Consider the following 23,787-nt stretch of genomic DNA (forward strand, 5'->3'; position numbering starts at 1 on the left):
CGTTCCTGTTTCTAAAGGAGAGATGGGGGGATTATAGCCTTCGAGGGCTTATCAGGATAGGAATAAGCACCTTTAATACCCGTGATGCGCCATCCTTTTCACCATTCCTGCACGCTTCGCACGGCTCGCGCCCGATGAATTCGTTGCTCCCCTGCTGCCCTGATACAGCGGGAATGATTTTGTGTATAATGCGCAGCCACATTCGTTTCAAGCCGGAGATTTCTATCATGCGTCCAGCAGGTCGTAGTGCCAACCAGGTGCGTCCCGTCACCCTGACCCGTAATTATACAAAACACGCTGAAGGCTCCGTGCTGGTCGAATTTGGTGATACCAAAGTGCTGTGCACCGCCTCGATTGACGAAGGCGTACCGCGTTTCCTGAAAGGCCAGGGCCAGGGTTGGATCACCGCGGAATACGGCATGCTGCCGCGCGCGACTCACACCCGTAACGCCCGCGAAGCGGCAAAAGGCAAGCAGGGCGGCCGCACCATGGAGATTCAGCGCCTGATTGCGCGCGCGCTGCGCGCCGCAGTTGACCTGAAAGCGCTGGGCGAATTCACCATTACGCTGGATTGTGACGTTATTCAGGCCGACGGCGGCACCCGCACCGCGTCCATTACCGGTGCCTGCGTGGCGCTGGCGGATGCGTTGGGTAAACTGGTTGCTGCGGGCAAGCTGAAAACCAATCCGATGAAAGGGATGGTCGCGGCGGTTTCCGTGGGCATTGTGGGTGGTGAAGCGCTGTGTGACCTGGAATACGTCGAAGATTCTGCGGCAGAAACCGACATGAACGTGGTGATGACCGAAGACGGCCGCATTATTGAAGTGCAGGGCACCGCCGAAGGCGAGCCGTTCAGCCACGAAGAGCTACTCACCCTATTGGCCCTCGCCAGAGGGGGAATCGAATCTATTATTGCGACGCAGAAGGCGGCGTTAGAAAACTGATTTTTAAGGGCGACGTAGTCGCCCTTTTTTTTGTCTGAAATAAGTGAGATGAGGAGCGAATCCATGAAACCGTATCAGCGCCAGTTTATTGAGTTTGCGCTTAACAAGCAGGTACTTAAGTTTGGCGAATTTACGCTGAAATCCGGGCGCAAGAGCCCCTATTTCTTCAACGCCGGGCTGTTTAATACCGGGCGCGATCTGGCACTGTTAGGCCGTTTTTATGCCGAAGCGCTGGTGGATTCCGGTATCGAGTTCGATCTGCTGTTTGGACCGGCGTATAAAGGTATTCCGATTGCCACCACGACCGCCGTCGCGCTGGCGGAACACCACGATCGTGATTATCCGTACTGCTTCAATCGTAAAGAGGCCAAAGACCACGGTGAAGGCGGCAATCTGGTGGGCAGCGCGCTGACCGGCCGCGTGATGCTGGTGGATGACGTGATCACCGCCGGGACGGCAATCCGCGAATCGATGGAAATTATTCAGGCTAACGGTGCGCAGCTCGCTGGCGTGCTGATCTCGTTAGATCGTCAGGAACGCGGCCGCGGCGACATTTCAGCCATTCAGGAAGTGGAGCGCGACTATGGCTGTGAGGTCATCTCGATAATCACCCTGAAAGATCTGATTGCCTATCTGGAAGAGAAGCCAGAAATGGCGGCGCATCTGGCGTCCGTGCGCGCCTATCGCGAAGCATACGGCGTGTAAAAAAATAGCCCGGCGCAGGCCGGGCTATTTTTTTGAGACTGATGACAAAGCCCGAAATGCCCGATGGCGCTACGCTTATCGGGCCTACGCGGACTGCCTAACTGATTGAAATCGACATCCTTTGTAGGCCGAATAAGTCGCTTGCGACGCCATCCGGCACTGCGCGGGCCATTTTGCGCTATTGCAGCTGAGCGACAATCAACGGCCAGCGGGCGTCAAAATCATCCGTGGGCCGGTATTTAAATTCGCTGCGCACAAAGCGCGACAGCATCCCTTCACAGAAGGCCAGCAGCTGGCTTGCCAGCAGCGTTTCATCGGTTTCATAGCCTTCCCCTTCGCGCATTCTCCGCTCGCGCAGTACCTGGCGCAGCTGCGCCTCAATGCGCTCAAAGAGCTGATTAATGCGGCCCTGTAAGCGATCCTGCTCGAACATGAGCGCGTGGCCGGTCAGGATGCGGGTGAGTCCAGGGTTGCGTTCACCGAAGCCCAGAATCAACAGCACAATCAGCCGCAAGCGCGCAGTGGTGTCTTTTTCATCTTTCAGAATCAGGTTGATACGGGTAATCAGGCTATCTTCGATAAACTCGATAAGGCTATCGAACATGCGGGTCTTGCTTGGGAAATGCCGGTATAGCGCCGCTTCGGAAACGCCTACGGAAGCGGCCAGTTTTGCCGTCGTGATGCGCTGGCTACCATCGCTGGACTCCAGCATCAACGCCAGGGATTGAAGTATTTCCTCGCGACGATTCCTTTTCGCAGTTTGCTTTTCTGCCATGTTCTAAAATACCCCTGAAAATAAAACACTTGTCAGGCGAGCATCCACACGGTGACCGCAACCATAACGTGCAGTGTTGTTTTTACATTATGACGCCGTGAGATACGTAAAAAACGGGCGCATCACATCCTGCGTGATGCGCCTGAGGGCGGTTTACTGACGCCCGGAGTGGCCGAAGCCACCTTCGCCACGGTCGGTGGCTTCAAACGATTCGACCAGATTAAACTCGGCCTGTACGACAGGAACAAATACCATTTGCGCGACGCGCTCGCCCGGCTCGATGGTGAAAGTCGTCTGACCGCGGTTCCAGATAGACACCATCAGCTGACCCTGGTAGTCAGAGTCAATAAGCCCCACCAGGTTACCCAGCACGATACCGTGCTTGTGACCCAGGCCGGAGCGCGGCAGCATTACTGCTGCCAGAGACGGGTCGGCAATGTGAATCGCCAGACCGGTCGGCAGTAAGGTGGTTTCACCCGGCGCCAGCTCTACGGCGTCATCAAGACAGGCGCGCAGGTCGAGGCCTGCTGAGCCAGCGGTGGCATAGGTCGGCAGCGGGAACTGCTGGCCAATACGCGAGTCCAGAATCTTAACGTCGATTTTTTTCATCATAACGGGTAACGATCTCGTCCAATAATAGTTGGCCCAGGAGTGACTTACTGGCGAGCGGTAAACGCTTCTCGCCGTCCTGCCAGAAAAGGTGCAATGCATTGTTATCGCTATTAAAGCCTTGATTTGACTGCGATACATCATTGGCGCAAATCAGATCAAGGTTCTTGCGGCTACGCTTTTGCCGCGCATATTCTTCCACATTATGCGTTTCGGCGGCAAACCCTACGACATAGGGACGGTGCTCTTTCAGCGCTGCAACGCCGGCGACGATATCCGGGTTTTTCACCATTTTTATTGTGAATTCATCACCCTGGGTATCTTGTTTCTTAATTTTTTCTTCTGCAATGACCGCCGCACGATAGTCTGCAACGGCGGCACAGCCGATAAAAATCTGCTGCTGCGTAACGCCAGCCTGGACGGCGGCGTTCATCTCTTCAGCCGTTGTCACATCAATACGTTGCACGAAGGCTGGCGTCGGCAGCGACACCGGCCCGCTGACCAGCGTAACGTTCGCCCCGCGTTGGGCGGCGGCTTCGGCAATCGCAAACCCCATCTTGCCGGAGCTGTGGTTGGTGATGTATCGCACCGGGTCCAGCGGCTCGCGAGTCGGGCCGGCGGTAATCATGATATGCAGATGTTGCAGATCTTTGACGGGGGCAAAATGGGCGGCGGTCATGTCGACGATGGTCATCGGGTCGAGCATTCGGCCGGGGCCGATATCACCACAGGCCTGGCTGCCGCTGTCCGGCCCCCAGATAAGCAAATTGCGCGAGGCGAGTACGCTAAGGTTGTGCTGCGTCGCTGCGGCGTGGTACATCTGCTGGTTCATTGCCGGCACTACCGCCACCGGCGATGGCGTGGCAAGGCAGATGGTCGATACCAGGTCGTTCGCCATCCCGGCGGCGACGCGGGCAATCAGGTCGGCCGTGGCGGGGGCGAGGATGACGAGGTCCGCCCATTTGCCCAGCTCAATATGGCCCATTGCGGCTTCTGCGGCCGTATCGAGCAGGCTGTCGGAGACCGGGTAGCCGGAAACCGCCTGCAGGCTCAGCGGGGTGATGAAGGCTTTCGCCGCGTCGGTCATGGCAACGCGCACATCTGCGCCGCGTTCGCGCAGGCGACGCACTAGTTCTGGCGTTTTATAAGCAGCAATACCGCCGCTGACGCCAAGAACAATTTTCTTACCGGCCAGGCTCATCATGATTCTTTCCTGTTAGAGGGACACCAGAATTCGCGCATTTTATCACAATCCTGGCGGGGTCGTGCGCTTACGGCAACGACACTTTGCGAGGCGTTACGCAAGGCCGGAATCTGCGCCTCGCCGCGTTGGCCCTGCGATGTCAGGATGAAGGCAGCCCTATTGAAATGGAGAGCTTACGACCATGATGCCGCGCGAGAAAATGCAGCGATACGGTATTGAGACGCTGACGGATGTTGAATTATTAGCGCTTTTTTTACGCACCGGCACGCGTGAAAAAAGCGTCATGCGCTACTCTCATGACCTGCTGCGCCATTTTGGATCGTTGTACGGCCTGCTTTCGGCGTCGGAAAAAGAGATAACGCATATCGATGGTATGGGGATTGCCAAGTATGCTCAGTTGAAGGGCATTGCCGAACTGGCGCGCCGCTACTTTAGCCTGCGCGTGCTGTCAGAGGAGTCGCTGTTGAGCCCGGAGATGACCCGCGAGTTTCTGCAAAGCCAGCTTGCCGACGAAGAACGAGAAATTTTTGTGGTTATCTTCCTCGATAACCAGCATAAGGTGCTCAAGCACTGCCGACTTTTTTCTGGCACCTTGAGCCATGTTGAGGTGCATCCGCGCGAAATTGTACGAGAAGCCATCAAAGTGAACGCGGCGGCGGTGATCCTTGCACATAATCATCCATCGGGTAATGCAGAACCCAGTAAATCAGACAGACTTATTACCGAAAGGGTGGTAAAATGTTGCCAATTCATGGATGTACGTGTGCTGGACCATCTGGTTATTGGCCGCGGTGAATACGTTTCTTTTGCCGAACGCGGCTGGATTTAGCGGATTATTACGCGATCTACCGGGATCTTTGTCTGTTCGGGACTTGAGCATATCGCCGGGTCAGCGTATACTACGCCACCTTTGAGAATCTCGGGTTTGGCATTTGGGCCTGGCAATCGGGGGTTCACTTAGAACCGTCGTGACCGGGCTTTACAGCCTGACGAGGCGCCGATACCCCATACGAAGCTCGAGCTAATTTGATTTTTGGAGAATAGACATGTCCCGAGTCTGCCAAGTTACTGGCAAGCGTCCGGTGACCGGTAACAACCGTTCCCACGCACTGAACGCGACTAAACGCCGTTTCCTGCCGAACCTGCACTCTCACCGTTTCTGGGTTGAGAGCGAGAAGCGTTTTGTCACCCTGCGCGTATCTGCTAAAGGTATGCGTGTAATCGATAAAAAAGGCATCGATTCAGTCCTGGCTGAACTGCGTGCCCGTGGCGAAAAGTACTAAGTACTTAGAGGAAATAAATCATGGCTAAAGGTATTCGTGAGAAAATCAAGCTGGTTTCTTCTTCTGGTACTGGTCACTTCTATACCACCACGAAGAACAAACGTACTAAACCGGAAAAACTGGAACTGAAAAAGTTCGATCCAGTTGTCCGTCAGCACGTTCTGTACAAAGAAGCTAAAATCAAATAATTTTAGTTTCGATGTCACGAAAAACCTCGCTTCGGCGGGGTTTTTTGTTTTCTGCGCGTCCCCATAATAGAAGCATCTGTATTTGTGACGGAGACGCTATGCCTGAATTACCCGAAGTAGAAACCAGCCGCCGGGGTATTGAGCCTCACCTGGTCGGTGCGACCATCCAGTATGCTGTCATTCGCAACGGTCGCCTGCGCTGGCCCGTCTCCGATGAAATCTACCGCCTGAGCGATAAACCCGTACTCAGCGTCCAGCGACGCGCTAAGTACCTGCTGCTGGAGTTGCCTGACGGCTGGATTATTATCCATCTGGGGATGTCGGGGAGCCTGCGAATTTTGACGCACGAGCTACCGGCAGAAAAACACGATCATGTAGACCTGGTGTTGAGTAACGGCAAAGTGCTGCGTTACACCGACCCGCGCCGTTTTGGCGCCTGGCTATGGACGCCGGTGCTGGAAGGCCACAGCGCGCTCGCTCATCTGGGCCCTGAGCCGCTCAGCGACGAATTTAACGCGGGCTACCTGCTGGCGAAGTGCGCGAAGAAGAAAACGGCGATTAAGCCCTGGCTGATGGATAACAAGCTGGTGGTGGGCGTGGGTAATATTTACGCCAGCGAATCGCTGTTTGCCGCACGGATCCATCCTGATCGGCTGGCCTGTTCGTTATCGGCGGAAGAGTGCGAGCGGCTGGTCGCGGCGATCAAAGCCGTACTGCAACGATCGATTGAGCAGGGCGGAACCACGCTGAAGGATTTCCTGCAAAGCGACGGTAAGCCGGGCTATTTTGCACAGGAGCTACAGGTGTACGGACGGAAAGGCGAGCCGTGTCGGGTGTGCGGTACGCCAATTATTGCCAGTAAACATGCGCAGCGGGCGACGTTTTATTGTCGACAGTGTCAGAAGTAGCGCCCGCCGGGGCGATGCCCGGCCAGCGTTGACGCGTTGTTACTTAAGCTTTTCCATCAGCGCCTGATGCACGTGCTGTGGCAGGAAGTGCGTCACGTCACCGGCGTGGCGCGCGACCTCTTTCACCAGCGACGATGAAATAAACGACCACTCTTTTGACGGCATCAGGAAGACGCTTTCCAGTTCAGGCATCAGGTGGCGGTTCATGTGCGCTAGCTGCATTTCGTATTCAAAGTCGGCCACGGCGCGCAGGCCGCGAATCAGAATATTGGCCTGCTGGCTGCGGGCAAAATTGGCCATCAAATCGCTGAACCCGAGTACCTCGACGTTGCCCAGGTGCGCGGTAGCCTGCTGGGCCAGGGCAACGCGTTCGTTTAAGTCGAACATCGGTTTTTTGCTGGGGCTGGCCGCAATGGCGAGGATCACCCGATCGAACATGCAGGCTGCGCGGGTCACGATATCAAGGTGACCGTTAGTGAAGGGATCGAAAGTGCCCGGATAAATTGCCCGTTTTTGCATAATCATCCTCAATGCGTTTTCGGTGGCAGGTACGGCTCCAGGAGTTGTAGCAAGCGCTGCAGCGCGCCCTGGTTCTGATACAGGACCTCAACGGCATGACGGCCATAGAAACTGCGGTAATCCGCGTCGCCCAGCAAAGAGGAAACCTCTTTCTCAAGGCTTTCGGCATCGGTAACGGTGATAAGACCGCTCGCCTGTTCCAGACGCGCGCAAATGTCTTTGAAGTTAAACGTATGCGGCCCCATCAGCACGGGAATGGCGTGCGCTGCGGCTTCCAGCGGGTTATGGCCGCCGCGTTCGACCAGCGAGCCACCAACGAACGCCAGGTCGGCAATTCCGTACAGCAGCATCAGCTCGCCCATAGTATCGCCAATCACCACCTGCGTCGCGGCGGAAGGGACTTCGCCGGAGGAACGGGTTGTGTAGCTCAGGCCAGCCTGACGGGTGAGATTGATGGCGTCCGGAAAACGTTCCGGATGGCGCGGCACCAGAATCAGCAGCAGATCCGGGTAGTGCTTCAGCAGCGCTTTGTGGGCGGCAATGACGATACTCTCTTCGCCTTCATGCGTGCTGGTGGCAATCCACACCGGCCGGCGCGGTGCCCACTGGCGGCGCAGCGTTACCGCTTTGGCAGCCAGCTGCGGCGTGACGGAAATATCAAACTTCAGGCTGCCAGTGATGGTGACCTGATTATTTTTCGCGCCCAGCGCCACAAAACGCTGGCCGTCTTCTTCATTCTGCGCCGCAATCAGCGTAATACGCTGCAGCAGCGTCCGCACGAATGACCCTAATTTGGCGTACCCGGCAGCCGAGCGCTCGGAAAGGCGCGCGTTGGCGATCACCAGCGGAATATGGCGGCGATGCAGTGCGGCAATCAGGTTTGGCCACAGCTCCGTTTCCATAATCAGCACCAGCTTAGGGTCGATTTTATCGAGGAAACGGTTAAGGGCATCGGGTAAATCGTACGGCAGATAAACGTGCTGCACGTCTTTGCCAAATGCTGACTGGACGCGCTCGGAACCGGTGGGGGTCATCGTGGTCACAGTAATCGGCAAATCGGGGTAACGGTGGCGCAGCGCGCGCACGAGCGGAATGGCCGCCAGCGTTTCACCTACGGAAACGGAGTGCAGCATAATCCCGCCGGGCTTAAGCGGCTGGCGATAAAAACCGTAACGTTCACCCCAGCGTTTTCGGTAGGCCGGAGCCTTACGTCCGCGCACCCAAAGCCGTATCCAGATAAGGGGCTGAATAAGGTAGAGAAGGGCGGTGTAAAGCAGTTCAAGCATAATAAATAGCTGAGTTATGAATGTGCTGTGGATTCTAAGTATTTAACTGAGGCTTTACCATTACTTTTGCTGTTTTTGGTCTAAATTATCCACAGTGCAGGGGCTTGCCGTGGATATCACTGCTTATCACCCTTTTTTATGCTGTTCATTGCGGTTAACGCCTCTGGATATGTGGGGATGAACGTCGCGGAAGTTATCGCGATGGATAAGGTATTACTGCCATGATTTATAAAGAAAAATGACTTTATAAAGGCAAAATGCATCCGGTTCGGATTGCGGCGCAAGAAGTGGTACACTAGCGCGGCAAAAAGCGTGCATTTCCGGTCATTGGCCGTAAGCGCGCTTTGTGCCTGTTTTTAGCGGAAAACCTCAACCAAAGAGTCGCGTGTGGATAAGCCATTTCGAAAAATACTGGTCATTAAAATGCGTTTTCACGGGGATATGTTATTAACGACCCCCGTTATTAGCACGCTGAAGCGCCATTATCCTGAGGCGAAAATCGACGTCCTGTTGTATCAGGATACGATCCCTATTTTGTCTGAAAACCCTGAAATTAACGCGCTGTATGGTATTAAAAACAAGAAAGCAAAAACGACAGAGAAAATTACCAACTTCGTCAGTTTAATCAGAGTACTGCGGTCGAATAAATACGATCTGGTCGTCAATATGGCCGACCAATGGATGGTGGCCGTGCTGGTGCGCTTGCTGAATGTCCCGATGAGCATTTCGCAGAATTATCAGCATCGGCAGTCGGCGTTCTGGCGCAACAGTTTTACTCACCTGGCCCCGCAGAAGGGCGAGAATGTCGTGGAAGCGAATCTGTCAGTGCTGGCACCGCTGGGGCTTGATTCGTCTGTTGCCGAAACGACCATGAGCTACAACCCGGCGTGCTGGACGCGCGTGCGCGGCGAGCTGGATAAGGCCGGCGTTGGCGAGCGCTACGTGGTGATCCAACCGACGGCACGGCAGATTTTTAAATGCTGGGAAAATGAGAAGTTCGCAAAGGTGGTGGATGCACTTCATCAGCGCGGCGTTGAGGTGGTGCTGACGTCGGGCCCGAGCGCCGAGGATTTAGCCTGTATCAAGGCGATCGCACAGGGCTGCGAGCGGCCGCCGGTCACCGCTTTAGCCGGAAAAATGACGTTTCCCGAACTGGGGGCGCTTATCGACCATGCGGCGCTGTTTATCGGCGTTGACTCCGCGCCGGGCCATATTGCGGCGGCGGTAAAAACGCCGTTGATTGCGCTATTTGGTGCCACTAATCATATCTTCTGGCGCCCGTGGTCGGACAATATGATCCAGTTCTGGGCCGGCGACTATCGCCCTATGCCGCCGCGTGAGCAGCGTGACCGTAATGAAATGTACCTTTCGGTTATCCCGGCAGAAGATGTGATTGCCGCGATTGATAAAATACTGCCCGCGGGTCACGGCGAGCCTGTAACCGGCGAGGAATTATGATCGTTGCTTTCTGTTTGTATAAGTATTTCCCCTTCGGCGGCCTGCAGCGCGATTTTATGCGCATTGCGCAGACCGTGGCGGCCCGCGGTCATCAGGTGCGCGTATATACGCAATCCTGGGAGGGAGAGTGCCCGCAGGCGTTTGAGCTCATCAAGGTTCCGGTCAAATCCCATACTAACCACGGCCGTAACGCGCAATATTATACGTGGGTGCAAAACCATCTGCGTGAACATCCGGTGAGTAGAGTCGTGGGCTTCAATAAAATGCCCGGTCTGGACGTCTATTACGCCGCCGACGTGTGCTATGCCGAAAAAGTCGCGCAGGAAAAAGGGTTCTTTTATCGCCTGACTTCGCGCTATCGTCACTATGCGGCCTTTGAGCGGGCAACGTTCGAGCACGGCAAAAACACGCAGCTGTTGATGCTGACGGACAAGCAAATTGCCGATTTCCAGAAACACTATCAGACCGAGTCAGCACGCTTTCATATTCTGCCGCCGGGCATCTATCCAGACAGAAAATACAGCCAGCAGATCCCAGACGCCCGTCAGGTGTACCGGCAGAAGAATGGTCTGACCGAGTCGCAAAACGTGCTGTTACAGGTGGGTTCGGACTTCACGCGTAAAGGCGTTGATCGTACGCTGGCCGCGATGGCCTCGCTGCCGGAAAGCGTGCGCCATAACACGCAGCTGTTTATTGTCGGGCAGGACAAACCGGGGAAATTTGCCGCGCAGGCCGAAAAATACGGTATTCAGCGCAATGTGCATTTCTTTTCCGGCCGCAACGACGTGGCGGAGCTGATGGCGGCAGCTGATTTGCTGTTGCATCCGGCCTATCAGGAAGCCGCGGGAATTGTGCTGCTGGAGGCCGTGACGGCCGGCCTGCCGGTATTAACAACCCGCGTATGCGGCTATGCCCACTACATTGCGGACGCCAACTGCGGCGCGGTAATGGATGAGCCTTTCCGCCAGGAAGCCTTAAATGAGGTTCTCCTCAAGGCGTTAACCCAGCCGGCGCTGCGCGCAGCATGGGCGGAAAATGCGCGCAATTATGCCGATACACAAGATTTGTACAGTCTGGCGGACAAAGCGGCAGATATCATAATAGGTGATTTGGATGGTTGAGCTGAATGAACCGCTGGCCACGCTGTGGCGCGGAAAAGATGCCTTTGAGGAAGTGAAACACCTGCAGGGTGAAGTCTTCCGCGAGCTGGAAACGCGCCGTACGCTGCGCTTCGAGCTGGCGGGCGGCAGCTATTTTCTGAAATGGCACCGCGGCACCTCCCTTAAAGAGATCGTGAAGAACCTGATTTCGCTGCGTATGCCGGTGCTGGGCGCCGATCGCGAGTGGAACGCGATTCATCGCCTGCACGACGTGGGGGTTGATACTATGCACGGCGTTGGTTTTGGGGAGAAAGGGTTGAATCCTCTGACCCGCACCTCATTTATCATTACCGAAGACCTGACGCCCACCATCAGCCTTGAGGATTACTGCGCCGACTGGTTAGCGAATCCGCCTGCGCCCGCGCTGAAACGCATGCTGATTAAGCGTGTGGCGACGATGGTGCGAAAAATGCATTTGAGCGGCATTAACCATCGCGACTGCTATATCTGCCATTTTCTGCTGCACCTGCCGTTTAGCGGCGCCGAAGAAACGTTAAAGATTTCGGTGATTGACCTGCACCGTGCGCAAATTCGCGATCGTGTGCCGCGCCGCTGGCGCGATAAAGATCTTATCGGGCTCTATTTTTCGTCAATGAATATCGGGCTGACCCAGCGCGATGTTCTGCGCTTTATGCGGGTGTATTTTGCTAAGCCGCTGAGAGAGGCGCTGCGAGAAGAGCAGGCGCTTCTGGCTAAAACCGAAGAAAAAGCAAATAAAATCAAAGAAAGAACGATAAGAAAGTCGTTGTAAACGCTGAGGCAGAGCATGGCAAATACGTATTTAAATGCGCAGGAGATGATCAAAGAAAGCATCATCTTTGATGAGCGCGAAACGGCAGAGGGCACGTCACCGCTGCCGGTTGCTTACGGGATTGATAAGAACTTTCTTTTTGGCTGCGGCGTCTCGATTGCTTCCGTTCTGCTGCATAACCGCGACAGCGATTTTATTTTCCATGTCTTTATCGACACCGTTCCGGAAGCCGAAAAGCAGCATTTTGCCCAGTTGGCGAAGGACTATAAAACCTGCATTCAGATTCATATTGTCAACTGCGATCGTCTGAAGGCTTTTCCGACCACCAAGAACTGGTCCGTGGCGATGTATTTCCGCTTTATCATCGGCGACTATTTCATCGGTCAGCAGCCGCGCGTGCTGTATCTGGATGCCGATATTGTGTGCCAGGGAAGCATTAAGCCGCTGGCTACGCTGTTATTAGGCGATAGCGTAGCGGGCGTGGTACCGGAACGTGATAAAAAGTGGTGGCGGTCACGCAGCCAGAGTCTGGAATGCCCGGCGATTGAGAACGGTTATTTTAACTCGGGCGTGTTGCTGCTGAATATTCCGGCATGGGCCAGCGAGTCAGTATCCAGCAAGGCTATGTCGCTGCTGTCCGATAAAAACGTGACGCGCAAGCTGAGCTTTATGGATCAGGATATTCTGAACATCATTCTGGCCGGGAAAGTGACTTTTATCGAGGGGAAATACAACACGCAGTTCAGCCTTAACTATGAGCTGAAGACGGCCTTTGTTAACCCCATTAACGATGGCACCGTGTTGATCCACTACGTTGGGCCCACCAAGCCGTGGCATAACTGGGCTAACTACCCCAGCGCAACGCCGTTCCTCAAGGCAAAGGCGGCTTCGCCGTGGCAATCTACGCCGTTGCTCAAGCCGAATAACGCAAACTACGCGCGCTATTGTGCTAAGCATAATTTCAAGAATAATCAGCCTGTTGCTGGCGTTATGAACTACATTTACTATTTTTATCTGCGGCTGGTGAAGTCGCGTTAGGCTACGTAGCGCACGCCTGGCAGGGGTAAATCAGAACATTGGCAGTTGGGTCATAATCCTATTTTGGTGGCAGTCTTATGAGCGGCAAATTGCACGGCATCACAACCGAAGACATTAACGAAATCAAACGTCACAGGACCGCTGAAAGCAGCATTATTTTCCTTTCTGGTCCCTCCTCACTGAAAACGCCATTGAGCCTACTGGCGGCATCAGACGTTATTTCGGTCAACGGTTCGGCCCGCTACCTGCTGGATAACAATATTCAGCCGTTTATTTATGTGCTGACGGATTCGCGTTTTTCTCTGCAGCGTAACGATGATTTCCGCGAGTTTGTGCAAAAGAGTAAATACACCATTGTCAATGGCGAGGTTTACGATAACGCCTCCGCGGAGGATAAGCGCTTCATTGACGATCGCGGTTTCGTGATTCGCTCTTTATATCAGCGGGAGAAAGGCGGCTTCTTTAAGAAACTGAAATTTACGCTGATGGCGAAGCTGGATGAAAACATCCTGATTTCGGTCCCCATGTCGAAAAAGAAACGTCTGGTGGGCTTTAGCCGCGATATCTCTCACGGCTATTGCTCGTGCCATACGGTGGCGTTTGCTGCGCTGCAGGTTGCCTACAGCCTGGGCTATAAGAAAATCGTTCACTCCGGGCTGGATTTAGTGGATACCTGCACGCGTTTTTATGACGAAGAACATAACCCGCAGCCGTCGGAGTTGAGCCGTGATTTAGGTAAAATCCTGCCATTTTATGCCTTTATGCGGGAGAAGGTGCCGGATATTAACGTCTACAACCTCTCTGACAACACCGCCGTCAGCTATGATCTGGTGCCTTTTATTACGCCGGAAGAGGTGTAGCCGGGTCAGAAAAATAAAAAAGGCTGCATTCGCAGCCTTTTTTATTTAGTGCTGTTGGCTTCGCGCCTTCAGCGTGAGCGCAATGCCCAACAGCATCGTCAGGTTCTCTATGCTGACGGTCTCAAAGGCACCGCGGACGAACAGGTTGCCGACCAGGATTAACCCGATCAGGAGCCACGCCTCTTTAATAATACCCTGGCTTGCCCGGTAGCCTTTGACTGCTTCCGTCAGCAGTGAGATCAGCAAATACCAAACGGCAAACAGGCCCAATAAACCACCGGCATACCACATCGACAGCGTCAGGTTGTGCGGCCCGATGGACTGTTTAAAGAACCACTGCGGATAGTCGTGAACCCGGCTGTTATATACCCGGTAGAAGATATCTTCACCGTAGCCGTAGCCCTTTATCGGGTTTTCCATAATCAGATCCAGCGCCGAACCCTGCGTACCGCCGCCGTAGCGGTAGGAGCTGGAGGTTTGCTGCATCTTATGGAACAACAACTTAAAGGCGTCCCGATCTTTCAGATAGCCGGTGACCAGCACGCCACCGAGCAGCACGGCGGCAAGCAGCGGTAGTTTCCATTCTCGCTTAATGACGCACCAGATAAATGCTGGGATTAGGATGGCTAACCAGGTACCACGCTGCAGCGTACCCACAATCATAAAGCCCATCACGCAGGCGATCGCAAAGAACAGTACTCTGGCTTTGGTCGTTTTGAAATTCCAGAGGAATAAAAATGCGGGAGCCATAAAGATTAAAATATCTGAGCGGTACTTATGCGCAAAGTCGGTTAACGGCATAATCCCTTGCTGATATTCGCGGTAGTACTGCCAGCCGTCGGCTATCGCCAGCGGCAGAATGCCGACGATCAGCGAGTAAATCAGGGTCCTGGCGACATTCTCTTTACTTTCCTCATGCAGCAGGATGGGGATAAGCAGCGTCATCAGCAGCAGTTTTTCCAGCACGGTATTGGCAAATTTACTCAAGCTGTAGGCCGGATCGACGGAAATTGCCACGGCATAGACACACACGGCCACAAAGCACAGAAGGGCATAGGTCAGGTTATTTTTAAAAATACTTAGCAGCTGTGTTTTTTTCTTAGCTACATAATATAGTGCAGTAATCAGCATTAACCCGGTGACTGCATGCTTATAACGGGTAATATGGTCAAAAAAGTTCATTATAATAAATAATGAAACTAACCCACGATTCCATATGGATTGCCAGCATGCTTCCTTATGCTTAACGGATGCTAAAAAATTCATCAAAATACCCTAAAAAGATGACCAGGACTGTATTTTCCGCAGCTCGTTAAGTACCGCGAGCGCGTCAAGCGTTGTTAAATCTTGTGATGCTGAACAGCACGCCACCTGGTTCTTACCGTATCCCCCAATTAATCCAGGGTCGGTTGGCCCATACAGCGTGATATTTGGGCGATCCAGCGCCGCGGTTAAGTGGCTTAATCCGGTATCCACTGAGACAACAAATTCTGCCCCTGCCAGCTCGTGTGCCACTTTCTCCAGGCTCAGGCGCGGCAGGACTTCTACATAATCAAATCCCTCTGCCAGGCGTTTTGCGCGAGCTTCCTCGTGCGGCGCGCCCCAGGGGAGCTTGATGCGCAGCCCGCTCTCTTTTAACAGGCCAATCAGTTCGCGCCAGTGGCTCTCCGGCCAGTGTTTATCGTCGCGAGTGGTGGCGTGCAGGAAGACGCAGTAAGGCGCTTCTGCTGGCGCAAGCGTTGCCAGAAAATGCTGGGCGATCGCGTAGTCACCCTGCGTATCGGGCTTGGCATAACCGAGGCTTTTGGCAAACAGCTCGCGGGTGCGCTCTACGGCGTGCTGCTGTTTGGCAATAGGGTGACGACGGTTATAGAACAGGCTGGCCAGCGGTTCGCGGGCGCTGCTCCAGTCCATGCCGTGCTTCACGCCGTGCGCCAGCCGGGTGACCAGCGCGGCGCTTTTTACCAGCCCCTGGGCATCGATGATGGCGTCATAATTCACCGCCTGAACGGCGTCGCGAAAGGCTTTGCGCTCGGCCTTGATGGGGGCAGAGAACCACGCTTTACGCCAGCGGCGAATGGCGACCGGAATCACGCGGTCGACGGCATCGTGCCAGGAAGGGATTTGGGCGAAGCCTTCTTCCACGACCCAGTCAAAGCGGATGCCGGGAATGGCGTGCTGCGCGTCGGTTAACGCCGGTAGCGTGTGCAGGACGTCGCCCATCGAAGAGGTTTTGACAATCAACACCCGCATGCGTCAGGCTTCCTCACTCGACAGCAGCGCGTTGAGCTCTTCGCGAACGCGCGCCGGGGTGATATCGATCAGGCTCTGATGATAACCCTGCGCAGAGTCGCCTTTACGCACCTTGTGGTAGCCGGTAATGAGTCGGATGACGCGCGCTTTGTTAGACAACGGCGGCGTAAAGTCCGGGCTGCTGGGGCCGTACAGCGCGACCAGCGGGCGGTTAAGCGCTGCGGCCACGTGCATCAGGCCTGAGTCGTTGGTCACGATCGCCTTACAGGCGGCAATCAGCACCACGACCTGCTCCAGCTGGGTTTCCCCGGCCAGATTGCGGCACCAGCCTTTTTGTTCGTCGCTCAGCGCGGCGATAATCTCATTACCCGCGTCGTGATCTTTCGCCGAGCCGAACAGGACAATCTGATTGCCTTCGTCAATCAGCTGTTTTGCCAGCGAGGCGTAGTGATAGTGCGGCCAGCGTTTAGCCGGGCCAAACTCGGCGCCGGGACAAAAACCGATCATCGGGCGATCGCCGGAGAGCGAAAATGCGTTACAGGCCAGCGATTTCTCGCCCTCATTCACCTGTAATTGTGGCCACAGCAGCGGCTGTGGCAGATCTTTCGCGCAGCGCATTACGCCTTTGTCATAGGCCAGCGCCACGTAGCGCTCGACCATCAGCGGCCAGGCCGCTTTGTCCAGTACCCGTGCATCGTTCAGCAGGCCATAGCGCATCTCGCCGCGCCAGCCGGTGCGCAGCGGGATGCCGGCAAAGAACGGCACCAGTGCCGATTTAAAGGAGTTAGGCAGAACATAAGCGCGGTCATAGCGCCGTTCGCGCAGGCTATGACCGAGCTTGCGCCGTTCGCCAATTTCCAGCGCGCCGTGCCCGAGCGGCATGGCGATCGCTTCATTGACTTCCGGCATCCGCGATAACAGCGGACGGCACCACGCGGGTGCCATCACGTCGATTATCGCCTGGGGATAGCGCGCCTTGAGCGTGCGATAGAGACTTTGCGACATCATCATGTCGCCCACCCATGACGGGCCGACCACCAGAATTTTCATGCTGACTTCTTACGCGTCGCGGTTCAACCAGGCCATATATTCCGTTACGCCTTCGGCGACGGTCTTGAACGGCTTATCGTAGCCAGCGGCGCGCAGATTCGTCAGGTCGGCCTGAGTAAACGCCTGGTAGCGACCTTTCAATTTATCCGGGAACGGAATGTACTCAATGCTGCCTTTTTTGTGGAACGCCAGCGTGGCATCTGCCACCGCCTGGAAGGATTCCGCACGGCCGGTACCGAGGTTGAAGATGCCGGATTTACCGTTTTCCCAGAACCACAGGTTTACCGCTGCCACGTCGCCGACGTAGACGAAGTCGCGCTTAAAGCCGTCGCTGCCTTCAAACAGTTTCGGGCTTTCGCCGTTGTTCAACTGAGTGTTCAGGTGGAACGCGACGCTCGCCATGCTGCCTTTATGCCCTTCGCGCGGGCCGTAGACGTTGAAGTAGCGAAAACCGACGATCGGCGAGTTGGCTTCCGGCATGATGCGGCGCACGTACTCGTCAAACAGGAATTTAGAGTAGCCGTAGACGTTCAGCGGTTTTTCAAACTCGCGGGACTCGATGAAGTCGCTGGTACGGCCGCCGTAGGTGGCGGCGGAAGAGGCGTACAGGAACGGGATTTCACGCTCCAGGCAGTAGTGCAGCAGCTCTTTGGAGTACTGATAGTTGTTGTCCATCACGTACTTGCCGTCCCACTCGGTGGTGGAGGAGCAGGCGCCTTCATGGAACACGGCTTCAATATCACCGAACTCTTCACCGGCCATAATCTGGATCAGAAAATCTTCTTTATCCATATAGTCGGTGATATCAAGGTCAACCAGGTTCACGAACTTGGTGCCGTCTTTCAGGTTGTCCACTACCAGAATGTCGGTAATGCCTTTGTCATTAAGCGCTTTCACGATGTTGCTGCCGATAAAGCCAGCGCCGCCGGTAACGATAATCATAACTGTAACCTTTGAGATAGGTGGGCCCTGGAGTATCCCGGGCACGAATACCTCTTATCATACCATCACATTTGCCAGCCTTCAGCCTTTCACCGCGTAGCGAGACGGGGGCGCGTGATTTATGCTGCAAATAATTCATTCAGACATGCATCATCTCGTATCAGCGTATAGCTTTGGGTAATATGTGCCAAATTTTACCGAATCTGGAGAGTTGCAATGCGTGGTGATTTCTACAAACAGTTAACCAGCGACCTGGACACCGCTCGTGCGGAAGGGTTGTTTAAAGAAGAACGTATCATCACCTCCGCTCAGCAGGCGGATATCACCGTGGGCGATGGCAGCCACGTTATCAACTTCTGCGCCAACAACTATCTGGGTCTGGCAAACCATCCAGCGCTGATTAACGCCGCGAAAGCGGGTATGGACAGCCACGGTTTTGGTATGGCGTCGGTGCGTTTCATCTGCGGGACTCAGGACAGCCACAAAGCGCTGGAGAAAAAGCTGGCGAGCTTCCTCGGTATGGAAGATGCCATTCTGTACTCCTCCTGTTTCGATGCCAACGGCGGCCTGTTTGAAACGCTGCTGGGCGCTGAAGATGCGATTATTTCCGATGCGCTGAACCATGCCTCCATCATTGACGGTGTGCGCCTGTGCAAAGCGAAGCGTTTCCGCTATGCCAACAACGATATGGCTGAACTGGAAGAACGCTTGAAAGAAGCGCGCGCGGCCGGTGCTCGTCATGTCCTGATCGCCACCGACGGCGTGTTCTCCATGGACGGCGTGATTGCCAACCTGAAAGGCGTGTGCGATCTGGCGGATAAATACGATGCGCTGGTGATGGTCGATGACTCCCACGCCGTCGGTTTTGTCGGCGAAAACGGCCGTGGCTCCCATGAATACTGCGATGTGATGGGCCGCGTGGATATCATTACCGGTACTCTGGGCAAAGCGCTCGGCGGGGCGTCCGGCGGCTATACCGCCGCGCGTAAAGAAGTGGTGGAGTGGCTGCGTCAGCGCTCGCGCCCGTACCTGTTCTCCAACTCGCTGGCACCCGCAATTGTGGCGGCGTCCATCAAAGTGCTGGAGATGGTCGAGTCTGGCGCGGCGTTGCGCGACCAACTGTGGGCCAACGCTCGCCTGTTCCGTGAAAAAATGACCGCCGCAGGCTTTACGCTGGCGGGTGCCGATCACGCGATTATCCCGGTCATGCTGGGCGACGCGGTGGTGGCGCAAAACTTCGCACGTGAACTGCAAAAAGAAGGCATCTACGTGACCGGGTTCTTCTTCCCGGTGGTACCAAAAGGCCAGGCGCGTATTCGCACCCAGATGTCGGCGGCGCATACGACGGAACAAATTGAACGTGCGGTGGAAGCCTTTACCCGCATCGGTAAACAACTGGGCGTCATTGCCTAAGGGTGTGAGATGAAAGCGTTATCCAAACTGAAAGCGGAAGAAGGGATCTGGATGACCGACGTTCCAGAACCGGAGCTCGGCCATAACGACCTGCTGATTAAGATTCGCAAAACCGCGATTTGCGGCACCGACGTGCATATTTATAACTGGGATGAATGGTCGCAGAAGACCATTCCGGTACCGATGGTCGTTGGGCACGAATACGTTGGCGAAGTGATCGGCATCGGTCAGGAAGTGCGTGGCTTTAAGATCGGTGACCGCGTCTCCGGTGAAGGCCACATCACCTGCGGGCACTGCCGTAACTGTCGCGCGGGTCGTACGCACCTGTGCCGTAACACGATTGGCGTCGGCGTGAACCGTCAGGGCTGCTTTGCGGAACAGCTGGTGATCCCGGCGTTCAACGCCTTCAAAATTCCGGATAATATTTCCGACGATCTGGCCTCCATCTTCGATCCATTCGGCAACGCGGTACACACCGCGCTGTCCTTCGACCTGGTTGGCGAGGATGTGCTGGTGTCCGGTGCGGGCCCGATCGGCGTCATGGCCGCAGCGGTGGCGAAACACGTCGGCGCGCGTAACGTGGTTATTACCGACGTGAATGAATACCGTCTGGAGCTGGCGCGCAAAATGGGCGTTACCCGCGCGGTTAACGTCGCGAAAGAAAATCTCAACGACGTCATGGCAGAGTTGGGCATGACCGAAGGCTTCGACGTGGGGCTGGAAATGTCCGGCGCGCCGCCAGCCTTCCGCTCAATGCTCGACACCATGAACCACGGTGGGCGCATTGCCATGCTGGGGATCCCTCCGTCGGATATGTCCATCGATTGGACCAAAGTTATCTTTAAGGGGCTGTTTATTAAAGGTATCTATGGTCGTGAAATGTTCGAAACCTGGTACAAGATGGCCGCGCTGATTCAGTCCGGGTTGGATCTGTCCCCGATTATCACCCACCGCTTTGGCATTGATGACTTCCAGAAAGGCTTTGATGCGATGCGTTCCGGCCAGTCCGGTAAAGTCGTATTGAGCTGGGATTAATCGGCTTCACGTAAGTTGTCCCCGGGTATTTATTAGCGTTAAATACCCGGGGATTTTTTTGCCCTTACGCAGCGCAGTCAGCAATAACTTTCGCTGACCTTTTATGGCTATCTATGTTAAAAATTGCCGTTAATTACACAGTCTGGCAGGATTTTATATGACCTATACCCCCGGTCTCCTGAGCGTCATTATGCCGCTTTACAACACGGGCGAACCGTTCATCGCCTGTATGGATTCGCTGATCGCGCAAACCTGGAAGAACATCGAGATTATCATTGTTAACGATGGGTCGACGGATAACTCAGCGGAGTTGGCGCAGTCTTACGTCGATCGCTACCCGCATGTTCACCTGCTGCATCAGCGTAACGGGGGCGTCTCGGCGGCGCGCAATACCGGCATGAAGGTGGCGAAAGGCGAATACATTGCCTACGTTGACGGCGACGATATTGCCTACCCGGAAATGTACGAAACGCTGATGACGATGGCGCTGAAGGATAACCTGGACGTGGCGCAGTGCAACGCCGACTGGTGTATTGCCGAGACGGGCAAGACCTGGGCTTCAATCCCCGTCGACCGGATTCGTTCTACGGAGGTCATGACCGGGCCGGAATGGCTACGTAAAGGGCTCGCCAGCCGCCGCTGGCGCCATGTCGTGTGGATGGGCGTTTACCGCCATCAGACCATCCGTGATGCGGGGCTGAGCTTTATCCCCGGCCTGCATCACCAGGATATCATCTGGTCGACCGAGTTTATGTTTAACGCCAAACGCGCGCGTTATACGGAAGTGCCGTTGTATAAATACTTCCTGCACGGCGCGTCCGTCAGCCGCCTGCCGCGCACCGGGCTGAAGAACCTTATCTACCAGCGCCATTACATCAAAATTACCCGTCTGCTCGACAAGATGAACCGCGACTACGCCGGGCGTATTCCGATTTATCCTGAGTTTAAGCAGCAGGTGATTTACGAAGCGCTGCGCGTCTGCCACTGCATTCGTAAAGAACCGGACCAAAAGATTCGCGAGCGGATGATTGCCGAAGCGGAAGTCTCCGGCATGTTTAAACGGATGGTAAGCAATATTTGCAGCGTGAAACTGGCGTATCAGGTCATGCTGTGGGCCATTCGCTTCAATAAGTGGCGCGATAAATCGCTGACGCCACGCCGTCTGGCACATCTGACGTTAGATCTGAAAGACTAACCGTTCTGCCACCCCTGCCACTGCAGCTGCATATACTGCACCAGCGTGCTGTGGGTGATGCTCTCGCTTAACACCTTGAAGAAGCGGCTGGCGTAGACCGGCTCCAGCGGTTTCTTCGGCTTGCAGAGCTTCACGCCGCGGAACGGATTGCGCGGTGACGTCGGCTCAACGGAGGGCGGCATTCCCCGGTTTGGCGTAGAGGTATCAGTCTGCGGTTCATTGAGCAGGCTGCTCGGGCGGACCAGCGTAATATCCGGCGGCAGGCTATAAACCATTTGCTGCAGCACGCGCACGGTGGTGGGATGCGGGTGGCCGATAGCAATGGCCGAACCGTTGCGGCGCGCCTGATCGATAGCCCGGTTAAACTGGCGGCGAATATCCGCTTCGTTCTGGGTATCGTCGAGGAACACTCTGCGTTTAATCACCTTCACGCCGGTGCCGTTGGCGGCGCGCATGGCCTGGCTGTTGCCGATGGTCATGCTGTCGAGGAAGTAAAGGTTGTAGCGGCTGAGCGCCTGCATCACTTTCTGCATGCCGAACAGGCTGGAGGTCATGGCGCTGCCCATATGGTTGTTCAGGCCCTCGGCGTACGGCACTTTCTCTACCGCTTCACGGATAATGCGCTCGATCTCATCGCTGCTCATATCCGGGCGCAGCGTGTCTTTTTCCAGCGGCTGCTTGCTGATGGGGGCCATCGGCAGGTGAATCAGCACCTCGTGCCCTGCGTTATGGGCCTTGGTGGCCATTTCACGGGCGTGAGGCGCGTTAGGGAGCACCGCAACGGAAATCGTGGACGGCATCGCCAGCACTTGATTTTCCTGCTGTGGGCGATAACCGAAGTCATCGATAACAATAGCGAGCTTACCGGCATAGCCTGGTGCGGTTAATGCCAGCGCACCAAGTAGTACAACCTGACGAAATTGAAGCAAAACTTATCTTCCCAACCACGGCAGTGGATTGACCGCCTGACCCTGGCGGCGAATTTCGAAATAGAGCGATGGTCGGCCCTGACCGCCGCTGTTGCCCACCAGGGCGATGGGCTGCCCGGCGCGGACCTGAGTGCCGACGCTGACCAGCGCGCTCTGGTTATAACCGTAAAGGCTCATATCACCTTTACCGTGCTCGACGACCACCACGAGACCATAGCCCTGTAGCCAATCGGCCAGGATGACGCGCCCATCGGCAATGGCTTTGACTTCGGTCCCTTCCGATGCGCTGATGACCATCCCCTTCCAACGTAGCTCACCTTGCAGCTGTTCGCCATAGCGATGCAGCGTCGTCCCGCGAACCGGCCAGTACGCCTGGCCGCGCGGTGCGCCCAGGCCGCCGGTGCGCGCCATCAGCGAGCGTTCGCTTTCGGAAGGTTTATAGGTGGTACCTTTACGGGTGGCCTCCTGCTGGCGGTTGCGCACCGCGTCAGCCTCTTTGGCTTCGCGTTCGGCGCGGGCTTTCGCAGCGGCTTCGGCACGGGCAATGCTGTTGCGCAGGCGGGATTCGTTGGCCCGCAGCTCGCTGAGCTGCTGCTGGCCCTGCTGAATCGAAGATTCCAGCCCGGAGATTGTTTTCTGACGTTCATTGCGCGCCGCTTCGAGCTTAGCCTGCTGCGCCTTTTGCTCATAAAGCAGCGTTTGCTGCTGGCTCTGCTTCTCTTCCAGCTCGGATTTTTGCGCTGCGACGTCTTCGCGCGTTTGTTTGAGTTCGGCGATAGTTTCCTGGCGCGCCTGGTTCAGGTAGCCAAAATAGGCCTGAAGGCGCTGGCCGCGCTGGCTCTCTTCGCCGCTGAGAATGAGCTGAATACCGGTATGTTCGCCCTGACGAAACGCGGCATCGAGCTGGGCTGCGAGGTTACGCTCCTGCATGGCGCGCTGTTTTTCCAGCTTCGCAATATTGGCGTTCATCTCGGCGATTTGCGCGTTAAGCTGCGCCAGCGAGTTCTGCGTTTCGCGCAGCTGGCGCGCGGCGGCGGCAATGGCCTGTTCCTGCGCTTTGAGCTGGGCGAGAAGGGTAGCGCGTTGTTGCTGCTGTTGGCGTACCGCGCGCTCTTTGGCGGCGATATCGGCCTGAATAGATTGCAGCTGCGAGCGGTCGTCCGCATGGGCGGATGCCGCGCACAGCAATACGCCAGCGCTGAGTGCGCTGGCGTACAACGTGGACCGAAGCGTTGCCCCGGCCCATTTAATGGAATAAATCGCCTTTCCCCTCATGGGGAAG

The 23,787-nt window shown here is 55.5% G+C and carries 25 protein-coding genes; 14 read left to right on the plus strand and 11 right to left on the minus strand.

The window, feature by feature from the left end:
• Positions 1–227 precede the first annotated feature (227 nt).
• Both rph and pyrE read left to right on the plus strand, forming a co-directional pair.
• Entirely contained in the window at positions 228–944 is a 717-nt protein-coding gene (gene rph, locus H7R76_RS00895) for a ribonuclease PH (RefSeq protein ID WP_106925181.1), read from the plus strand.
• Positions 945–1,007: 63 nt separating this feature from the next.
• Positions 1,008–1,649: an orotate phosphoribosyltransferase gene (pyrE, locus tag H7R76_RS00900; RefSeq protein ID WP_182929819.1), complete on the plus strand. Its 642-nt coding sequence runs from the start codon at positions 1,008–1,010 to the stop codon at positions 1,647–1,649.
• Between the two features lie 178 nt (positions 1,650–1,827).
• Here pyrE and slmA read toward each other — a convergent pair whose 3' ends face one another.
• The 3 genes from slmA to coaBC all read right to left on the minus strand — a co-directional run bounded on the left by slmA (position 1,828) and on the right by coaBC (position 4,234).
• On the minus strand, positions 1,828–2,424 hold the full coding sequence (gene slmA / locus H7R76_RS00905) for a nucleoid occlusion factor SlmA (protein ID WP_106924952.1): 597 nt from the start codon (positions 2,422–2,424) through the stop codon (positions 1,828–1,830).
• 153 nt (positions 2,425–2,577) lie between these two features.
• A complete protein-coding gene (gene dut, locus H7R76_RS00910; protein ID WP_035895829.1) occupies positions 2,578–3,036 on the minus strand; it encodes a dUTP diphosphatase in 459 nt (152 codons plus the stop codon).
• On the minus strand, positions 3,014–4,234 hold the full coding sequence (coaBC, locus tag H7R76_RS00915) for a bifunctional phosphopantothenoylcysteine decarboxylase/phosphopantothenate--cysteine ligase CoaBC (protein WP_182967888.1): 1,221 nt from the start codon (positions 4,232–4,234) through the stop codon (positions 3,014–3,016). The genes dut and coaBC overlap by 23 nt, the downstream gene beginning before the upstream one ends.
• Before the next feature lie 184 nt (positions 4,235–4,418).
• On the opposite strand from coaBC, the gene radC reads away from it, so the two are divergent.
• The 4 genes from radC to mutM all read left to right on the plus strand — a co-directional run bounded on the left by radC (position 4,419) and on the right by mutM (position 6,616).
• Positions 4,419–5,066, plus strand: coding sequence for a RadC family protein (gene radC / locus H7R76_RS00920; RefSeq protein ID WP_106924953.1), 648 nt, complete (start codon positions 4,419–4,421; stop codon positions 5,064–5,066).
• A 217-nt stretch (positions 5,067–5,283) separates the two neighbouring features.
• A complete protein-coding gene (gene rpmB / locus H7R76_RS00925) occupies positions 5,284–5,520 on the plus strand; it encodes a 50S ribosomal protein L28 (RefSeq protein ID WP_106924954.1) in 237 nt (78 codons plus the stop codon).
• A 20-nt stretch (positions 5,521–5,540) separates the two neighbouring features.
• Positions 5,541–5,708: a 50S ribosomal protein L33 gene (gene rpmG, locus H7R76_RS00930; RefSeq protein ID WP_182966752.1), complete on the plus strand. Its 168-nt coding sequence runs from the start codon at positions 5,541–5,543 to the stop codon at positions 5,706–5,708.
• Positions 5,709–5,806: 98 nt separating this feature from the next.
• The gene (gene mutM / locus H7R76_RS00935) at positions 5,807–6,616 is read left to right on the plus strand and encodes a bifunctional DNA-formamidopyrimidine glycosylase/DNA-(apurinic or apyrimidinic site) lyase (RefSeq protein WP_106924955.1); all 810 of its coding nucleotides are present in this window, start codon (positions 5,807–5,809) and stop codon (positions 6,614–6,616) included.
• Between the two features lie 39 nt (positions 6,617–6,655).
• On the opposite strand, the gene coaD is transcribed toward mutM, so the two are convergent.
• Both coaD and waaA read right to left on the minus strand, forming a co-directional pair.
• The gene (gene coaD / locus H7R76_RS00940; RefSeq protein ID WP_106925183.1) at positions 6,656–7,135 is read right to left on the minus strand and encodes a pantetheine-phosphate adenylyltransferase; all 480 of its coding nucleotides are present in this window, start codon (positions 7,133–7,135) and stop codon (positions 6,656–6,658) included.
• 8 nt (positions 7,136–7,143) lie between these two features.
• Complete coding sequence (gene waaA / locus H7R76_RS00945; RefSeq protein ID WP_106924956.1) at positions 7,144–8,421, minus strand: lipid IV(A) 3-deoxy-D-manno-octulosonic acid transferase; 1,278 nt, start codon at positions 8,419–8,421, stop codon at positions 7,144–7,146.
• 387 nt (positions 8,422–8,808) lie between these two features.
• On the opposite strand from waaA, the gene rfaQ reads away from it, so the two are divergent.
• From rfaQ to waaZ, 5 genes are all read left to right on the plus strand, one after another.
• A complete protein-coding gene (rfaQ, locus tag H7R76_RS00950; RefSeq protein WP_182966754.1) occupies positions 8,809–9,879 on the plus strand; it encodes a lipopolysaccharide core heptosyltransferase RfaQ in 1,071 nt (356 codons plus the stop codon).
• Positions 9,876–11,000, plus strand: a complete 1,125-nt coding sequence (locus H7R76_RS00955; protein ID WP_106924958.1) for a glycosyltransferase family 4 protein — start codon at positions 9,876–9,878, stop codon at positions 10,998–11,000. The genes rfaQ and H7R76_RS00955 overlap by 4 nt, the downstream gene beginning before the upstream one ends.
• Positions 10,993–11,790 (plus strand): lipopolysaccharide core heptose(I) kinase RfaP, encoded by a 798-nt coding sequence (rfaP, locus tag H7R76_RS00960; protein WP_182929821.1) that lies wholly within the window; start codon positions 10,993–10,995, stop codon positions 11,788–11,790. Before H7R76_RS00955 ends, rfaP begins: the two co-directional genes overlap by 8 nt.
• Positions 11,791–11,805: 15 nt before the next feature.
• Positions 11,806–12,828: a lipopolysaccharide 3-alpha-galactosyltransferase gene (waaO, locus tag H7R76_RS00965; protein ID WP_106924960.1), complete on the plus strand. Its 1,023-nt coding sequence runs from the start codon at positions 11,806–11,808 to the stop codon at positions 12,826–12,828.
• Positions 12,829–12,905: 77 nt separating this feature from the next.
• A complete protein-coding gene (waaZ, locus tag H7R76_RS00970) occupies positions 12,906–13,688 on the plus strand; it encodes a 3-deoxy-D-manno-oct-2-ulosonate III transferase WaaZ (protein WP_106924961.1) in 783 nt (260 codons plus the stop codon).
• 45 nt (positions 13,689–13,733) lie between these two features.
• On the opposite strand, the gene rfaL is transcribed toward waaZ, so the two are convergent.
• From rfaL to rfaD, 4 genes are read right to left on the minus strand one after another with little or no spacing between them, the layout of a single operon-like run.
• Positions 13,734–14,954: an O-antigen ligase RfaL gene (gene rfaL / locus H7R76_RS00975; RefSeq protein WP_182929822.1), complete on the minus strand. Its 1,221-nt coding sequence runs from the start codon at positions 14,952–14,954 to the stop codon at positions 13,734–13,736.
• Between the two features lie 9 nt (positions 14,955–14,963).
• Positions 14,964–15,941, minus strand: a complete 978-nt coding sequence (gene rfaC / locus H7R76_RS00980) for a lipopolysaccharide heptosyltransferase RfaC (RefSeq protein ID WP_182966756.1) — start codon at positions 15,939–15,941, stop codon at positions 14,964–14,966.
• Positions 15,942–15,944: 3 nt separating this feature from the next.
• The gene (gene rfaF, locus H7R76_RS00985; RefSeq protein ID WP_182966758.1) at positions 15,945–16,991 is read right to left on the minus strand and encodes an ADP-heptose--LPS heptosyltransferase RfaF; all 1,047 of its coding nucleotides are present in this window, start codon (positions 16,989–16,991) and stop codon (positions 15,945–15,947) included.
• 9 nt (positions 16,992–17,000) lie between these two features.
• Positions 17,001–17,933 (minus strand): ADP-glyceromanno-heptose 6-epimerase, encoded by a 933-nt coding sequence (rfaD, locus tag H7R76_RS00990; protein ID WP_064541014.1) that lies wholly within the window; start codon positions 17,931–17,933, stop codon positions 17,001–17,003.
• A gap of 216 nt (positions 17,934–18,149) precedes the next feature.
• Here rfaD and kbl point away from each other — a divergent pair, with 216 nt between their 5' ends.
• The 3 genes from kbl to H7R76_RS01005 all read left to right on the plus strand — a co-directional run bounded on the left by kbl (position 18,150) and on the right by H7R76_RS01005 (position 21,576).
• Entirely contained in the window at positions 18,150–19,346 is a 1,197-nt protein-coding gene (gene kbl, locus H7R76_RS00995; protein WP_106924966.1) for a glycine C-acetyltransferase, read from the plus strand.
• Positions 19,347–19,355: 9 nt separating this feature from the next.
• Entirely contained in the window at positions 19,356–20,381 is a 1,026-nt protein-coding gene (gene tdh, locus H7R76_RS01000) for an L-threonine 3-dehydrogenase (protein ID WP_106924967.1), read from the plus strand.
• Positions 20,382–20,538: 157 nt separating this feature from the next.
• Positions 20,539–21,576, plus strand: coding sequence for a glycosyltransferase (locus tag H7R76_RS01005; RefSeq protein ID WP_106924968.1), 1,038 nt, complete (start codon positions 20,539–20,541; stop codon positions 21,574–21,576).
• On the opposite strand, the gene H7R76_RS01010 is transcribed toward H7R76_RS01005, so the two are convergent.
• Both H7R76_RS01010 and envC read right to left on the minus strand, forming a co-directional pair.
• Positions 21,573–22,505, minus strand: a complete 933-nt coding sequence (locus tag H7R76_RS01010; protein WP_182966760.1) for a divergent polysaccharide deacetylase family protein — start codon at positions 22,503–22,505, stop codon at positions 21,573–21,575. The two genes, H7R76_RS01005 and H7R76_RS01010, sit on opposite strands and share 4 nt — an antisense overlap.
• A 3-nt stretch (positions 22,506–22,508) precedes the next feature.
• Entirely contained in the window at positions 22,509–23,780 is a 1,272-nt protein-coding gene (envC, locus tag H7R76_RS01015) for a murein hydrolase activator EnvC (RefSeq protein WP_106924970.1), read from the minus strand.
• Between the last annotated feature and the right edge of the window lie 7 nt (positions 23,781–23,787).

It is taken from the genome of Klebsiella sp. WP8-S18-ESBL-06, from assembly GCF_014169755.1.
Classification (GTDB): Bacteria; Pseudomonadota; Gammaproteobacteria; order Enterobacterales; family Enterobacteriaceae; genus Kluyvera; species Kluyvera ascorbata_B.

What these genes read in the sequence shown, in the direction of transcription:
- rfaP (WP_182929821.1), top strand. Translation starts at nt 10,993, where the DNA reads ATGGTTGAGCTGAATGAACCGCTGGCCACGCTGTGGCGCGGAAAAGAT.
- waaO (WP_106924960.1), top strand. Translation starts at nt 11,806, where the DNA reads ATGGCAAATACGTATTTAAATGCGCAGGAGATGATCAAAGAAAGCATC.
- rfaF (WP_182966758.1), bottom strand. Translation starts at nt 16,991, where the DNA reads ATGAAAATTCTGGTGGTCGGCCCGTCATGGGTGGGCGACATGATGATG.
- radC (WP_106924953.1), top strand. Translation starts at nt 4,419, where the DNA reads ATGATGCCGCGCGAGAAAATGCAGCGATACGGTATTGAGACGCTGACG.
- pyrE (WP_182929819.1), top strand. Translation starts at nt 1,008, where the DNA reads ATGAAACCGTATCAGCGCCAGTTTATTGAGTTTGCGCTTAACAAGCAG.
- rpmG (WP_182966752.1), top strand. Translation starts at nt 5,541, where the DNA reads ATGGCTAAAGGTATTCGTGAGAAAATCAAGCTGGTTTCTTCTTCTGGT.
- dut (WP_035895829.1), bottom strand. Translation starts at nt 3,036, where the DNA reads ATGATGAAAAAAATCGACGTTAAGATTCTGGACTCGCGTATTGGCCAG.
- rpmB (WP_106924954.1), top strand. Translation starts at nt 5,284, where the DNA reads ATGTCCCGAGTCTGCCAAGTTACTGGCAAGCGTCCGGTGACCGGTAAC.
- waaA (WP_106924956.1), bottom strand. Translation starts at nt 8,421, where the DNA reads ATGCTTGAACTGCTTTACACCGCCCTTCTCTACCTTATTCAGCCCCTT.
- waaZ (WP_106924961.1), top strand. Translation starts at nt 12,906, where the DNA reads ATGAGCGGCAAATTGCACGGCATCACAACCGAAGACATTAACGAAATC.
- envC (WP_106924970.1), bottom strand. Translation starts at nt 23,780, where the DNA reads ATGAGGGGAAAGGCGATTTATTCCATTAAATGGGCCGGGGCAACGCTT.
- rph (WP_106925181.1), top strand. Translation starts at nt 228, where the DNA reads ATGCGTCCAGCAGGTCGTAGTGCCAACCAGGTGCGTCCCGTCACCCTG.
- rfaD (WP_064541014.1), bottom strand. Translation starts at nt 17,933, where the DNA reads ATGATTATCGTTACCGGCGGCGCTGGCTTTATCGGCAGCAACATCGTG.
- rfaL (WP_182929822.1), bottom strand. Translation starts at nt 14,954, where the DNA reads ATGAATTTTTTAGCATCCGTTAAGCATAAGGAAGCATGCTGGCAATCC.
- kbl (WP_106924966.1), top strand. Translation starts at nt 18,150, where the DNA reads ATGCGTGGTGATTTCTACAAACAGTTAACCAGCGACCTGGACACCGCT.
- H7R76_RS01005 (WP_106924968.1), top strand. Translation starts at nt 20,539, where the DNA reads ATGACCTATACCCCCGGTCTCCTGAGCGTCATTATGCCGCTTTACAAC.
- tdh (WP_106924967.1), top strand. Translation starts at nt 19,356, where the DNA reads ATGAAAGCGTTATCCAAACTGAAAGCGGAAGAAGGGATCTGGATGACC.
- coaD (WP_106925183.1), bottom strand. Translation starts at nt 7,135, where the DNA reads ATGCAAAAACGGGCAATTTATCCGGGCACTTTCGATCCCTTCACTAAC.
- H7R76_RS00955 (WP_106924958.1), top strand. Translation starts at nt 9,876, where the DNA reads ATGATCGTTGCTTTCTGTTTGTATAAGTATTTCCCCTTCGGCGGCCTG.
- rfaC (WP_182966756.1), bottom strand. Translation starts at nt 15,941, where the DNA reads ATGCGGGTGTTGATTGTCAAAACCTCTTCGATGGGCGACGTCCTGCAC.
- coaBC (WP_182967888.1), bottom strand. Translation starts at nt 4,234, where the DNA reads ATGAGCCTGGCCGGTAAGAAAATTGTTCTTGGCGTCAGCGGCGGTATT.
- slmA (WP_106924952.1), bottom strand. Translation starts at nt 2,424, where the DNA reads ATGGCAGAAAAGCAAACTGCGAAAAGGAATCGTCGCGAGGAAATACTT.
- mutM (WP_106924955.1), top strand. Translation starts at nt 5,807, where the DNA reads ATGCCTGAATTACCCGAAGTAGAAACCAGCCGCCGGGGTATTGAGCCT.